The organism is Longimicrobium sp. (assembly GCF_035474595.1).
In the GTDB taxonomy this organism is placed as follows: Bacteria; Gemmatimonadota; Gemmatimonadetes; order Longimicrobiales; family Longimicrobiaceae; genus Longimicrobium.
The window spans coordinates 60,620-74,852 of record NZ_DATIND010000064.1; the positions used below are offsets into that span (position 1 = coordinate 60,620).

The window sequence follows — 14,233 nt, forward strand, 5'->3', positions numbered from 1 at the left end:
GTGCGACCTGCCGTTTTCAGTGCCTGCGTCCGCGGCGGCCGCGGGGGGCGGGCGGAGGCGGCGGGGGAGGGAGCTTCGGCGCGCGGAGGGCGGTGAGCCGAGGCGTGGGCACGGGGCGCACTTCGACGGCGGGGAAGGCGACCCAGCGGGAGAGGAAGAGCGAGGTCAGCTCGCGCCAGTAGTTCGGCATCCCGGGGATCGGCGTCTCGTCGGATGGGCGCCCGGTCTCCAGCGTGACGTGGGGGACGCGCGGGAGGAGGCGCAGCACGGCGATCTCCATCCCCGCGGCGGCGTCGGTGTCGGGGAGGTAGACGTGGCCGGGGTCGTTGCTGTCGGCGCCGTACCCCTCGATCCCCACCTGCGCGGCGATCTGGTGGAAGAGCGGGAGGTCGCGCGGGGCGACCTCGTAATCGGCGGCGCGCGCGGCGGGGCGGCCCATGCGGTCCACGCGGTTGTGCCACGAGGTGAGCGTCGTCGTCGAGATCGGTCCCGGGCGCGACCGCCCCTGCTGGAAGAAGTACGCCTGCCGCTCCGGCGAGCGCCACGTCTCGCGGCGCACCGCGCGGACGCCGCGGGCGCGCAGCTCGCGCTCGAACTGCACGAGCCGCGAGGCGAAGACGGGGTCGAGCAGCTGCATCTCGCGGTGCACGCCGCGCACGCCGGGGCCGAAGGTGCTGCGCAGCACCCGCCACTCCCACTGCTCGTAGCTCTCGCCGGGAAGCGGATGCGGCATCCCCGGCACGCCCACGATGTGCGTGCCCGGCTGCGGCGTCCTGGGCTGGTAGACGGGGACGTCGAGGTACGACAGCAGCCCGAACCGCCCCGGCCCGCGCGCCCGGTACCGGCACCGCAGCTCCGAGGGCGTGGGATTGCGCCGCAGCTTCGTGATGTCGGGGATGGTGCATCCGTTCGGCGCCGGCGCGGCGGGACGGACGGCGGCGCGCGAGGTGTCCGGCGGGCCGGAGCCGTTCGGGGGCGCGGCGGCCGTCTGCGCGGCGAGCGGGGCGGCGCAGAGGAGCGGGAGGAGCGCGGCTCGAAAAACGGGCGTCACTGCGAACGTCGGGTCAGGCGGCGGTGCAGGGGAACGGGGATGGTACTCGGATCGATGGAAGAAGGTTCGCCCGGGCGAGCCCCCGCGTGAGGGATGCGCGCCCGAAGGGCCGGGACGCCGCCGCGCGCAGCGATGGCGAGGAGACGTATCGAGATTGGGCGCGGCGGTGGCCCGGCGCGGTTGGCAACAGTCGTATCGTTGCCTACCGCGCGCGCAGCCCGGTTTGGCGCCTCGGCGCCAAACACGCCCAAGGAACCGAAGTGCGGAAGTGCGGGAGTTTGGAAGTGCGTGGGATCGCAGTGAAACCAACGCACTCACGCACTTCCGCACTCACGCACTTCTAGAACAGTCCCTGCACGAACCCGCCGTCCACCTGCAGCGTGGTGCCGGTGATGTAGCTGGCGCGGGCGGACGCCAGGAACGCGACCGCGGCGGCGAACTCCTCGGGCTCGCCCATGCGGCCCAGGGGGATGCGGCTGCCCATCTCGGCCAGGATCTCGTCCATGGGGCGCTCCTCGTTGCGGGCGCGCTCCTCGGCCAGGTCTTCGACGCGGCCGGTGCGGGTGTAGCCGGGCGCGACCACGTTGCAGAGCACGCCGAAGGGCGCCATCTCCGTTGCCATCGTCTTCACGAACCCCCCCACCCCGGCACGCGCGGTGTTGGAAAGGATGAGCCCGGGGAGCGGCTGCTTGGCCGAGACGGAGGTGATGGCGATGAAGCGGCCCCAGCGGCGGGCCTTCATGTGCGGCGCCACCTCCTGCGCGAAGCGGATGGTGCTCATGAGGTTGAGATCGATGGCGCGCTCGAAGTCCTCGGCCGCGGTGGTCTCGAAGCGGGTGCCCGGCGGCCCGCCCGCGTTGGCCACGGCGATCTCTACGGTGCCCCAGCGGTCCACCGTCTGGTCTACGAGCGCGCGGATCTCGTCCGGGCGCGTCATGTCGGCGGGGATGGCGAGCACCTGGGTGCCGGTTTCGCGGCGGATCTCCTCGGCGGCGGCGCGCAGGCGCGGCTCGTTGCGCGCGGAGATGACGACGCGCGCCTTCTCGCGCGCCAGCTCGCGCGCGACCGCCTTCCCCAGCCCCATGCTGCCGCCCGTGACGATGGCGACGCGGTCCCTGATCCCCAGATCCATTGCCCGATTCGTCCGTCAGGTGTGTGCGCCGGTTTGCTCGCGGGGAAGGTAGGCTGCCGCGGGCCGGGGGGAAAGCAGGGGACAAGGGGACAGGGAACAGGGAGCGGACCTGGCTTGGATGGGCGTCCTCCGCCTCGCGCCCTCTCCGGCCGGCTCAGGCCGTCCACCTCTCCCGTACCGGGAGAGGTAGCTGGGCTGCATCGGTGCGCCTCGGCTGCATCTTGCCCGCCTGGCTGGTCCCCTCCGCACGCTCCGCGGGGAAGGGGAGAACTCAGCGCGGGGGACAGCACCGGAGCACCAGGGAAGCTCGGTCGAGATGGAGTTTCGGAGGCGCGCGGATGCTGGAAAGCCACCTCCTCCCGGAACGGGAGGGGGTCGCGCCCTCCGGCGCGGGGGGAGGGCGCGAGGCGTCCGGAGCGCGCCGCGGGTTCAGCGTGACGGAGCCGTACTTTCGTACTCTCGTACTTCATCCCGCACGCACTCACGCACTTCCGCACTTCATCCCCGCACTTTCGCACTCTCGCACTTTCGCACTCCCACACTTACGTTTCACCGCAACCATTTACGACGTCCCCGAACGATCCCTCCGTCTCCACCCGTGCCGGCGATGAACCGTTGAGGGCGCGCATCAACACGCTGCCGGAGCCGCGGCGCATCCTGTCGTGGCTGTACCTGGGGCGGCTGGCGCTGGCGGCGGGGATCTTCGTGGCCGCCGCGTGGACCTGGCGCGACGTGGCCCCGCAGACCACGCTGGCCGCCACCCTCATGCTGGTGGGCACCGCCGCCTTCACCGGCGCATCGGCGTGGTGGACGCACCTGCAGGGGCGCACGCTGGGGCGCAGCCTGCTGTACGTGCAGGTGCTGTTCGACGCCCTGCTGGTGACCGCCGCCGTGCACCTCACCGGCGGGCGGCAGAGCAGCTTCGCGCCCATCTACATCCTGGTCATCGTCGAGGCCGCCGTCACCCTTCCCATCCTGGGCGGGCTGCTGATCGGCATCCTGGCCAGCATCCTGTACTTCGCCGACGTGGCGTGGAGCGCGCACTCGGTGGACGCCGCCGTGTTCCTGCAGTGCGGCCTGTTCACCACCGTGGCCCTGGTCACCGGCTACCTGGGCGACCGGCTGCGGCAGACGGGAACCGCGCTGGGGCAGGTGGAGACGGAGCTGCACCAGCTGCGGCTGGACACCGACGACGTGCTGGCGGGGATCGCCACGGGGATCCTGACGGTGGACGGAAGCGGCCGCCTGGCCTACGCCAACCCCGCCGCCGAGGAATTGCTGGACGCCGAGCTGGCGCCCTGGATCGGGCGCTCGGTGATCGCCCAGCTGGACCGGCTGGCGCCGGGGCTGGGGCGCGTGATCGCCGAGACGCTGGAGCGGCGCGAGCCGGTGCGCCGCTACGAGACCGACGAGCAGGAGGACGGGCGCGTGCTGGGCGTATCCACCACGCTGCTGGAGCGCAGCGACCCGCCCTCGGTGACGGCCATCTTCCAGGACATCACCGAGCGCAAGCGGATGGAGTCGCTGCGCCGCCGCGCCGAGCGCCTGGAGGCGGTGGCCGACCTTTCCGCCAGCCTGGCGCACGAGATCCGCAACCCGCTGGCCTCCATCCGCAGCGCCACCGAGCAGCTGGCGGGCGACGGGATCGACGCCGACGACCGCACCGTGCTGCGCGACCTGGTGGTGCGCGAGAGCGACCGCCTGTCGCGGCTGCTGACCGAGTTCCTGGACTTCGCGCGGGTGAAGGTGCGCACCTCCGAGTCGCTGCACGTGGGCGCCATCGTCTCCCGCGCGCTCGACCTTGTCCGCGCCCACCCGCACGCCGACGGGCGCGAGCTGGCGCTGGAGGTCGACGCTTCCGCCGCCGCGGCGCTGGTGAACGGCGACGAGGACCTGCTGCACCGCGCGGTGCTGAACCTGGCGCTGAACGCGGTGCAGTGGGCGGGGCCGGGCGGCCGCGCGGAGGTGGCGCTGGACGTGGTGGAGAGCGACATTCTATCCACCGCGCTGGAGTACACGCGCGCCGTGCGCATCCGCGTTTCCGACACGGGGCCGGGCGTGCCCGAGGAAGACGCCGAGCACGTGTTCGACCCCTTCTTCACCCTGCGCCCCGGCGGCACCGGGCTGGGGCTGGCGCTGGTGCAGCGCGCGGCCGAGGCGCACGGCGGCGCGGTGTTCGTGGACGAGCCCGGGGCCGGATGGCGCACCACCTTCACCCTCTGCCTTCCCGAGGCGGGCGAGGGCGAGGCGCCGGCCGGCGACGACGAGGAAATGATCGGAACCCACCCCGAGGAAAGCCGCACGTGAGCGAGCCCAAGGTCCTGATCGTGGACGACGAGACCGCGATCCTCGATACCCTGCGCATTCTGCTGAAGCGCGAGGGGTTCGCGGTGGAAACCGCCGTGGGCGGGCAGGCGGGGATCGACCGCATGCACGACGTCCGCCCCGACGTGGTGCTGAGCGACGTGCGCATGCCCAACGTGGGCGGGCTGGAGGTGCTGCTGGCCGCCCGCGAGATGGACGCGTCGATTCCCGTGATCCTGATGACCGCGCAGGCCAGCCTGCAGACGGCCATCCGCGCGGTGAACGAGGGCGCGTACTACTACATCCAGAAGCCGTTCGCCAACGACGAGCTGCTGGCCATCGTGCGCCGCGCCAGCGAGAGCCGCCAGCTGAAGCGCGAGAACCAGGCGCTGAAGACCGAGATCCGCCGGCGCGACCGCGGCGACCTGAGCCGGCCCATCGGCCGCGCGCGGAAGTTCACCGACGTGCTGAAGCTGGCCGAGACGGTGGGGCCCACCGACTCCACCGTGCTCATCTCCGGCGAGTCGGGAACGGGGAAGGAGGTGCTGGCGCGCTACATCCACGAGCTGTCGGGGCGCGCCGACGGTCCGTTCGTCTCCATCAACTGCGGCGCGCTGCCCGAGAACCTGCTGGAGAGCGAGCTCTTCGGCCACGTGCGCGGCTCGTTCACCGGCGCGGTGCGCGACAAGCAGGGGCTGTTCGTGGCCGCCAAGGGGGGCACGTTCTTCCTGGACGAGGTGGGGGAGATGTCGCCCGCCACGCAGGTGAAGCTCCTGCGCGTGCTGCAGGAGCGCGAGGTGATTCCCGTGGGCGCCACCGAGCCGATCCCCGTGGACGTGCGCATCGTCGCCGCCACCAACCGCGACCTGGACGACGAGATCCGGCGCGGCGGCTTCCGCAGCGACCTGTTCTACCGCCTGAACGTCATCACCCTGCACCTGCCGCCGCTGCGCGAGCGCAGCGACGACGTGCCGCTGCTGGCCGAGCACTTCCTGAAGCGCTTCTGCGCCACCCGCGGGCGCGAGCTGCGCTTCGCCAGCGACACGCTGGACGTGCTGCAGAGCTACGACTGGCCGGGAAACGTGCGCGAGCTGGAGAACGCGCTGGAGCGCGCGGCGGTGATGACGCCGGGCGAGGAGATCGTTCCCGGGGCGCTCCCCGCGCGGATCACCGAGCGCGCGCCGCAGCCGCTGGTGCAGGCCAGCCTGCCGCCCAACCCCACGCTCGAGATCATCGAGCGCGCCTACATCCACTGGGTGCTGCAGAGCGAGAGCGGCAACAAGACCCGCGCCGCCGAGGTGCTGGGCATCGACCCCTCGACGCTGTACCGCAAGCTCCTCCGCTACGGGATGGAGGGCGCGGCGGGGTGATGGGAGTCGCATCGGCCGCGGCCGACGCTGCTTCACAAACGCACAGAGAGACGTCATCCTGAGGCCGGCCACACCGTCGTTGCCTTCGCAAGAGTGGTTGCAGGCCGAAGGATCTATCGGCGAGGTCGCACGTGCGCTGCCGGGTTGCACGATGATCCGCGAACACAGCGTGTAGGCGCGTGGGGCCGGCACCGCTGGGGCCCTCACCCGAAAAAATGAAGAGTCGAGACAGAACTGCCGTCTCGGCTCTTCATTTTTTCGACCTCTCCCAAAACAGCCTGGGAGAGGTAACTGCAACAGACACAACTGCGTCCACACCGGCCAACCCTCGATCTTCCGCCCGCGGATGCTACTGCAGCGGTGCCGGCGTGGTGCCGCTGGCCTCGATGAGGGGGCGGCCGCCGCGGCGGGTGTAGAGGGTGGCCTCGAGGATCACGGCGGCGGTGTTCACGTTCTCGCTGCCGGAGATGCGGCCGCTGTCCTCGAACACCCCCGCGCCCCAGCCGTTGGCCGTGCGCGAGCCCTCCACCTTCTGCACCGCCAGCCAGGTGTACGCGCTGGGAAGCAGCGCGTGCCAGCCGTACGCGCCCTTGGTGCTGACCGTGCGCGGCGTGGGCCCGGCCGGCGCGCCCTCGGGCGGGGCCACGGGGAACTCCTTCCCGTCGGCGTACACGGAGTAGTACAGGAAGTACGGCGGGCCGTTCAGCGCGTCCTCGTTTACGATGGTCACCGCGCCGGTCTGCCGGTAGCGCGCCTCCTGCGCGGCCAGCACCCGCCACGCCAGGTCGCGCATCTCCGGGCTCCACCCCGCCTCCAGCCCGTACATCACGAACGGCTCGCTGGTCAGCAGGTCGCCGCCGCGCGTGTCGGCCAGCAGCGGGATGCCCAAGACGGTGATGGGGCGCGTGGTGGTGAGCCGCATCGCGCGGTCGGCGGCGTGGCCCCAGGCGGCGTAGCCGAGGGCGGCGTACTGCTCGTAGCCGAGGCGACCCTCCTGGTAGGTGCGCGGACGGCGGCTGCGCGGGCCCAGGTCCTCGCCCTGCAGGTAGCCGCCGCGCACCAGCCGCGCGAAGTCCAGCCGCTGCACGATGGCCTGCGCCTGCGGGGCGTACTGCGGCTGGTTGGCGGCGATGATCTTCAGCGCCATCAGCAGGCGCCCCAGGTCGATGGCCGACCAGCCGTAGCCGTCGCGCGTCTCCTCTTCCTGCCCGTTGCGCCCGGCCACGCGGCCGGTGCCGGTGTGGTAGTTCTTGTTGAAGGCCCCGTTGTCGTACAGCCCCGTCTCGGTCAGCGTCTGCAGCGCGCGCCGCATCCGCCCGTCGTAGTCGGCGTCGGGGAGAAGGCCGAGCTGGTTGGCGCTGTACAGCGCCAGCAGCCCGCTGCCGATGTCCCACACGGTGGCGTACTTGTACCCGGTGACCGAGTTCACCAGCCCGGTCTCGCGGTTGTACTGCCGGTCGATGTACGTCCACGCCGTGCGCGCCGCGTTCATGAACACGTCGCGGTCGTTCAGCGCGCCGGTGCGTCCCGAGGAGCGCTGCGGCGCGGCGGCGGCGGTCTGCTGCCGCGGCTGCGCGGGGGCGCCGCTGCCGGCGGCGTTCGAATCCTGGCAGAGCGCCGGCCCGGCGGAGAGAAGGCCGAGCGTGAAGAAGGTGACGACGCGGTTCATCATCGCTGCGTCCATGGAAAAGCGCGCCCGTAGATGGGAATTCGGAACTGCGCAAGTCGTGTGTCGGGATGCACTTCCGGCGACGGCCGCCGCCGCATGGCGCCACCGCAAGCGCAAGCGTCAGGCCAGTGCGTCCGCGGGGACAGCGGACAGGGAACAGGGGACAGAAAATCCACCGATGGGTTCTTGCCACGTCCGTCGATCTGGACCGTGGCGATTTGCAGTGGGGGTGGAAGATGAAGATCATCAAGGAGATAGATCCATCTTGATCCCCATGCGTTCTCATCGCGGTTGCAGACTGCACGATACTCCGGCAGAACGCACGGCATCTCCTCCGCAGGGTGATTCCCGTCTCCACCCAAGTTGTTGTCAGTAGCTGGTTTAGGAGATGTGCCCCGATCGGAATGCAACCTGCCTTGCTTCGCGCGCGAAGTTCCCGCCCACGGCGTTCCCCGCGCCGCAGGGCACCACCGAAATAGCAAACCCGCCGAAAGGCGGGGGCGCAAAGCCACGGGGCTACCGCGGCGTCCACTCCCCGGACGCGCGCCACGCCGGCCGGGCCGCCGAAGAAGGTGCTGAAGTCCATGCAGTCCAGGCAGTTCCGCTCCCGTCTCCCGGCGTTCCTCGCGTGCGCCACCCTCGCCGCGCTGGCCGCCTGCGCCGACATGGCCAACTCGCCCACCGGGCCCGAGGCGCGCAAGTCGCCCAAGACCACGCCCCCGCCCGACACCGCCACCACGCCGGCGACGCCTACGCCCGCGGGCGGCGCGTTCTACGCGGGCGCGTACCTGGGCGACGCGGCCAGCACGCCGCAGAACATCGCCGCCGCGATCCGCGGCTTCGGCACGATGACGGGGAAGCAGCCGTCGCTGGTGAAGACCTTCCACTCGCTGAACTGCGACTTCACCGCCACCGGCTGGTGCGGGCAGGTGCTGCGCGCCGCCGCCTCGACCGGCGCGACCAACTACGTCGCGCTCGACCTGAAGTGGACGGGCGCGCCGGCCACGGGGCTGCTGGACGCCATCATCGCCGGCCAGGCCGACGCCCGCCTCACCGCCGTCGCGCGCGGCGTGAAGTCGGTCGGCTCGCTGGTGCTGCTGGAGCCGGGGTGGGAGATGAACGGCAACTGGGACTTCGCCTGGCAGGGAGTGCTGAACGGCGGCAACGCCAACGCCCCCGTGAAGTTCGCCGCCGCGTGGCGCCACATGGTCGACATCTTCCGCCGCGAGGGCGCCGACAACGTGCGCTGGGTGTTCAACCCCAACGTGGGCAACTCCGTCACCCACACCGCGTCCGGCGCCAGCAGCTGGAACTGGTACGCCAACTACTATCCCGGCGACGCGTACGTCGACTACGTCGGCGCGCACGGCTTCAACGGGCCGGCGGTGTGGAACACCAGCTGGCAGGACTTCGCCACCATGACGGACGGCACGGCCGCCGACCACATGCTTTCGGACCTGGCGGCGCGGTACCCGACGAAGCCCATCATCATCGGCGAGTTCGCCACGCAGGAAGGCTCGGCGGGGCAGAAGGCGGCGTGGATCACCGACGCCTACCGCCGGATGCGGGCGAACCCGCGCGTGGTCGGCGCCGTCTGGTTCAACGCGAACAAGGAGGCCGACTGGCGGGTGGAGTCGTCCACCGCTTCGCTCCAGGCCTTCCAGGCGGCGATGGCGGACAGCGGCATCCAGACCGCCTTCGTCCCCGTCGCCCCCAGCCGGACGATGCTGGCCTCGAACTGATCCGCGATCCACCACCGGCTCTAAACAGAAGGATTCACACGGAGGGAACGGAGGAAGCGGAGGGGGAAGCGCGCACTTTCTTCCTCCGCTCCCCCCGTTCCCTCCGTGTGAGTCGATGGTGGGCTGGACAATCCGCGGCCGCGAAAATTGGCGGCGCGGCTGGCAAGACCCGGTGCCGCACGGAGCGAACTCCGTGCGGCACCTTCGTTTATGCATGCGCCAGGAGTTTCCGGGGCGGCACGCTTCTTCCGTAGGGACGACCGCTCCTGCTGCATCACATTGTAGCAGAGCGCCAAACGCCTGTAGGGGCGCGCCGCGCGGACAATCGCGAAGCCGAATAGCCGGGAACCCGAGAAGAGCACATCCGCCGCGAGGCGGAGCCGCAGAGCCAGGGGTCTCACGCAGACAGCCCAGCCGCCGAAGGTGAGTGTTGATGAAGCAGACGAAGCATGCCCCGCCCGTTTCCGTGGCCGTTCCCCCGCTCCGGCGGCGCCCGGCCAACGCCGTTCCCCAGCTTCCCGCGCGCCAGGAGCGCCTGATCCGCGCCATCGCCGTGGTCACGCTGGCGTACTGGACGTACTACATCGTCTGGCGCTGGGGGTGGACCATGAACTGGCACGCGCCCTGGTTCTCCATTCCGCTCGCGCTGGCCGAGACGTGGGGGATGGTGACCGGGTTCATCATGGTGCACTCGGTGTGGCGCATCCGGCACCGGCAGCCGCTTCCCGCGCCGCCGGGGCTTTCCGTCGACGTGTACATCACCTGCTACGACGAGCCGCTGGAGGTGATCCGGCGGACGGCGATCGGCGCGCGCGCCATCCGCTATCCCCATCTGACGTGGATCCTGGACGACGGGAAGCGCGACGAGGTGAAGGCGCTGGCGCAGGAGCTGGGGATCCGCTACCTCCGCCGACCCACCAACGAGCACGCCAAGGCGGGGAACCTGAACCACGCGCTGGCCCACACCACCGGCGACTACATCCTGCAGCTGGACGCGGACCACGTTCCGCTTCCCCACATCCTGGACCGCGTCCTGGGCTTCTTCGCCGAGGACCCGAAGCTGGCGTTCGTGCAGACGCCGCAGGACTTCTACAACACCGACGCCTTCACCTACAACGTGAACGAGGCGTCGCGGCGGATCTGGGAGGAGCAGCGCCTGTTCTTCGGCGTCATCCAGCCCGGCAAGGACTCGATCAACGGCACCTTCTTCTGCGGGTGCAGCGCGGTGATCCGGCGCCAGGCGCTGGACTCCATCGGCGGGTTCTCGACCGAGACCATCACCGAGGACATCGAGACCTCGCTGAAGCTGCACGCGGCGGGGTGGAACAGCGCCTTCTACGGCGAGAGCCTCGTCTACGGCCTGGCCGCGCACTCGGCCGTGGCCTTCCACACGCAGCACCTGCGCTGGGGGCAGGGCGGGATGCAGGTGCTGAAGCGCTTCAACCCGCTGACCTATCCCGGCCTGTCGCTGCACCAGCGCATCTCCTACCTGGGGTCGCTGACGGCGTACGTGGGGGGAGTGCAGAAGCTGGTGTACTTCGCGGCGCCGCTCGTGTTCTTCCTGACCGGCGTGCTCCCCATCAACGCCATGAACTCGGCCTTCCTGGCGCGCTTCATCCCCTTCCTCCTGCTCAGCTTCCTGCTCAGCGAGGCCATTGCGCGCGGCCGCAGCAACACCTGGGTGTCCGAGCGCTTCCACATGGTGAAGTTCTGGACCTACACCCGCGCGGTGTTCTCCGTCTTCAGCCGCAAGCCGCAGAAGTTCAACGTGACGCCCAAGGGCGCGGGCCACGTTCCCTTCCGCATCTACATGCCGCAGGTGGTGCTGATGGCGGCGACCGTGGCGGCCATGGCGTGGGCCACGCTGGCCAGCGGGCTGGGATGGATCGCCTATCCGGGATACGGATGGGGGTCGCTGGCCTTCCTCTCCAACGGCTTCTGGGCGGCCATCAACTTCGCGCTCGCCTTCTCGGTGGTGCGGATGAGCCGCCGCATCCGGCAGCAGCGCGGCGACCACCGCTTCCGCGACCGCTTCCCCGTGGGAGTCCGCATCGTGCGCGAGGGCGGGCGGGTGACGCGGGCGCACGTGGCGCTGGCGCAGGACCTCAATCCCACGGGGATGAGCTTCCGCTCCACGCGGGCGCTGGAGCCGGGGACGGAGCTGCGCCTCACGCTGCAGCTTTCGACCGCGACGGTGAACGTGAAGGCGCGCGTGCTCCACTGCGACGAGACGGAGGAGCGGCGGGGGAAGGGGCGGGAGAGGGACGGGGTGCCGACCAACCGCATCGGCGTGGTGTTCCAGGAGGTGCCGATGAACGTGCGCGACCAGATCGAGCTGCACTGCACGCAGCACGCGGTGCCGCTGGAGCAGTCGCTGTACCGCTTCGCGGGCGCGGGCACGGGGCTGCTGGAGAAGCCGTTCGCCTGGGTGCTGAACACGCGGCGCGACCGGCGGCGCGCGGTGAACCTCCCCGCGCGCATCACCATCGCCGCGCGGCGGCCGGGGGAGAAGCGCCGCCGCGAGCAGGTGGCGCTGCTGGAGGAGGTGAGCGCGGGCGGCGCGCGCCTGGTGACCGGCGCGCCGCTGGCGCCAGGCACGCCCATCGAGTTCACCGTGCCGGGAACGGAGATCCGCGGCCGGGGGCGGGTGGTGTTCGCCCGCGCGCTGGAAACGCCGCTGGGGGTGAGCTTCGCCATCGGCGTGGCGCGGGCGGAGGAGGCGCCGGCCGTGGCCAGGGTGCCGCGGAACCGGCTGGCGGCGCGTGCGGAAACCTCGGGCGCGGCGGTGTGACCATGGTGTACTTCAACGACATCCGCTGGGCGATGGACGGCGCGGGGGCAGGGTCTGGGCCCGGTCCCGCCCTCCCGGCGACGGTGGACCGCGAGCGCAGCCCCTTCTACCGCAAGCGCTGGACGCTGGTGGCAGCCTTCCTCTACCTGTGGGCGATGGTCGGCTTCTTCACCGGCACCGGGGTGCTGATCGGCCCGGCGCGGTGGGTGACCGACGGGCTGCAGCGCGTGGGTGCCCCTCAGAAGCTGCAGGACCATGCGATGCAGGCGGTGATGCTCCTCTTCGTGGCGGGCTCGGCCGCGCTCTCGCTCTGGCTGCTGCGGCGCGTGCTGCACGGCGGCCGCCGCGCGCGCTTCGGCATTCCCGCGGTCTGCACGCTGGCGGCGCTGCTCAGCCTGTACGCGTGGATGAACCCCGGGCGGATGCTGGCGGCCATGGCGGGCGGCTCGCCCGGCGGGTCGCTGGCCACGGCGTCGGGCGCGCGCTTCGTCTTCGGCGCGTACCCCGACGAGGCCACGCTCCGCCAGCTGAAGCGCGACGGGGTGACTTCCGTCATCTCCCTGCAGCACCCGGCGGTGGTCCCCTTCGAGCCGGCCAGCATCGAGGCGGAGAAGAAGGCCTCGCGCAGGGTGGGGCTGCGGTTCATCCACGCCCCCATGCTCCCCTGGGTCAGCGACAACCGCGCGGCGCTGGAGCAGATCCGCCAGATCGCGCGCACCGGCCACGGCGTGTACTACGTGCACTGCGGCCTGGGGCGCGATCGCACCAATGTCGTGCGCCGCATGCTCGAGGCCGACGGGGTGCAGACGGCGATGCACCGCAGCATCTCGAAGGCGACCACCTTCGAGGACCGGATGCGGCTGGCGCCGGGACGCGGCCGCGACTTCCAGCGCGGCGGCATCCGCCAGCTGGAGCGCGGCGTGTGGCTGATCCCCTATCCCAATACGGCCGAGTTCAACGGCTACATCGAGGCCGGGCAGGTGAAGTCGGTGGTGCTCCTGCTGGACCCCACCGACGCGCGGCAGCAGGCGTGGCTGGCGGAGGGGCAGGAGCTGCTGGCGCAGGCGAAGGTCCCCGCGTACTCGCGCCCGCTGATGGGCGGCGACCGCGCGACGGCGCGGGCGATCGCTGCGTGGGCGCGCACGCTGCCGCGGCCGGTGGCGGTCATCGCCCCGCGGACGCCGTACTCCAACGACGTGCGCTTCCCCGGCACCGAGGCGGCCGCGGCGTTCCAGGACGCGTACGCGGCACTGGCGGCTGCTCCGGCGTCGGCGGCCGCCGCGCCCGTGCGGCGGTAGGCGCGAAGGGATGGTTTCGGTCCGGCGGGCGCGGACGGCTGCCCGCCGGAGAATTTTCTCGGCAGGACGACAGAAAAGGATGAGCGGATGAAGATGAATCGACCGGGCGTGCGGGCTTTCGCGCTGGCGGGATGCGCGGCGCTGGCGGCGGGCTCCCTGGCCGCGCAGGACGTGACGGTGTACGGAACGGCGGCGCTGGACGGGAACCACACCAACATCGAGCTGGTGGGCGGAAGCGCCCGCTTCGGCGGGGCGGGGCTGGCGCCGGAAGTCGGCTTGCAGGCGTACCACCTGGGATACGAGGTGGGAACGGGGAACCGCGAGACCTGGGCGGTGATGCCGTCGGTCGGCGCCTCGTACCGCATGCCGGTGGGGCAGGTGGGCGCGCGGGTGGGCTACTCGTTCCAGAGCAACGACGACGCGGGCGTGGCGGTGGTGGAGGGCGCCGGCGGCGGGAGCGGCGTGGTGGTGTCGGGGCAGGGGAACTACTGGGGCCCCGGCCCGGAGCTGCAGGGCATCGTCTCGTACAGCGTGGAGCCGAAGTACCTGTGGAGCCAGGCGCAGGCGTCCGTCCCCGTGCTTCCCATGCCGCCCGGGCAGCTGCGGCTGGGCGCCGAGGTCACGGCCGAGGGGATCACCGAGAGCGGCGGCGGGAGCGCCATCTCCGTGGGCCCGCTGCTGAAGTGGAGCTCCGGCCACAACTGGTCGGTGAGCGCCAGCGGCGGCGGCCGCTTCTACGGCGGCAGCAGCACCCGCGACAACACCTGGTACGCCAAGGTGGGGATCGTGAAGTACGGCATCCACCTGGGGATGATGTAGAAGAAAAGTGCGGGAGTGCGGAAGTGCGGAAGTGCGCCGGGGCGGATGCTCCGGCGC

Annotated in this window: 9 protein-coding genes and 2 riboswitches; of the genes, 6 read left to right on the forward strand and 3 right to left on the reverse strand. The window is 71.4% G+C overall.

All coding sequences use genetic code 11. The features are described from left to right. Nucleotides 1-16 precede the first annotated feature (16 nt). Nucleotides 17-1,051, reverse strand: coding sequence for a hypothetical protein (locus VLK66_RS11425; protein WP_325309543.1), 1,035 nt, complete (start codon nt 1,049-1,051; stop codon nt 17-19). A gap of 340 nt (nt 1,052-1,391) precedes the next feature. Further along, nucleotides 1,392-2,183: an SDR family oxidoreductase gene (locus VLK66_RS11430; protein WP_325309544.1), complete on the reverse strand. Its 792-nt coding sequence runs from the start codon at nt 2,181-2,183 to the stop codon at nt 1,392-1,394. A gap of 615 nt (nt 2,184-2,798) precedes the next feature. Here VLK66_RS11430 and VLK66_RS11435 point away from each other — a divergent pair. Further along, the gene (locus VLK66_RS11435; protein ID WP_325309545.1) at nt 2,799-4,490 is read left to right on the forward strand and encodes a two-component system sensor histidine kinase NtrB; all 1,692 of its coding nucleotides are present in this window, start codon (nt 2,799-2,801) and stop codon (nt 4,488-4,490) included. Then, nucleotides 4,487-5,857, forward strand: a complete 1,371-nt coding sequence (locus VLK66_RS11440; RefSeq protein WP_325309546.1) for a sigma-54 dependent transcriptional regulator — start codon at nt 4,487-4,489, stop codon at nt 5,855-5,857. Before VLK66_RS11435 ends, VLK66_RS11440 begins: the two co-directional genes overlap by 4 nt. A 349-nt stretch (nt 5,858-6,206) precedes the next feature. Here the strand turns inward: VLK66_RS11440 and VLK66_RS11445 are convergent, their stop codons facing one another. Beyond that, entirely contained in the window at nt 6,207-7,529 is a 1,323-nt protein-coding gene (locus VLK66_RS11445; RefSeq protein ID WP_325309547.1) for a DUF3131 domain-containing protein, read from the reverse strand. 464 nt (nt 7,530-7,993) lie between these two features. Further along, nucleotides 7,994-8,094, forward strand: a riboswitch (cyclic di-GMP riboswitch). 4 nt (nt 8,095-8,098) lie between these two features. On the opposite strand from VLK66_RS11445, the gene VLK66_RS11450 reads away from it, so the two are divergent. From VLK66_RS11450 to VLK66_RS11465, 4 genes are all read left to right on the forward strand, one after another. Beyond that, the gene (locus VLK66_RS11450; RefSeq protein WP_325309548.1) at nt 8,099-9,268 is read left to right on the forward strand and encodes a glycoside hydrolase family 26 protein; all 1,170 of its coding nucleotides are present in this window, start codon (nt 8,099-8,101) and stop codon (nt 9,266-9,268) included. A gap of 347 nt (nt 9,269-9,615) precedes the next feature. Beyond that, a riboswitch (cyclic di-GMP riboswitch) is annotated at nt 9,616-9,690 on the forward strand. A gap of 11 nt (nt 9,691-9,701) precedes the next feature. Beyond that, nucleotides 9,702-12,059 carry a glycosyltransferase gene (locus tag VLK66_RS11455; RefSeq protein WP_325309549.1) on the forward strand — a complete coding sequence of 786 codons (2,358 nt, stop codon included), beginning with the start codon at nt 9,702-9,704 and terminating at the stop codon, nt 12,057-12,059. After that, entirely contained in the window at nt 12,056-13,357 is a 1,302-nt protein-coding gene (locus VLK66_RS11460; protein ID WP_325309550.1) for a hypothetical protein, read from the forward strand. The genes VLK66_RS11455 and VLK66_RS11460 overlap by 4 nt, the downstream gene beginning before the upstream one ends. Before the next feature lie 87 nt (nt 13,358-13,444). Beyond that, on the forward strand, nt 13,445-14,176 hold the full coding sequence (locus VLK66_RS11465; protein WP_325309551.1) for a hypothetical protein: 732 nt from the start codon (nt 13,445-13,447) through the stop codon (nt 14,174-14,176). The last annotated feature ends 57 nt before the right edge of the window (nt 14,177-14,233 follow it).

What these genes read in the sequence shown, in the direction of transcription:
- VLK66_RS11430 (WP_325309544.1), bottom strand. Translation starts at nt 2,183, where the DNA reads ATGGATCTGGGGATCAGGGACCGCGTCGCCATCGTCACGGGCGGCAGC.
- VLK66_RS11445 (WP_325309547.1), bottom strand. Translation starts at nt 7,529, where the DNA reads ATGATGAACCGCGTCGTCACCTTCTTCACGCTCGGCCTTCTCTCCGCC.
- VLK66_RS11455 (WP_325309549.1), top strand. Translation starts at nt 9,702, where the DNA reads ATGAAGCAGACGAAGCATGCCCCGCCCGTTTCCGTGGCCGTTCCCCCG.
- VLK66_RS11465 (WP_325309551.1), top strand. Translation starts at nt 13,445, where the DNA reads ATGAAGATGAATCGACCGGGCGTGCGGGCTTTCGCGCTGGCGGGATGC.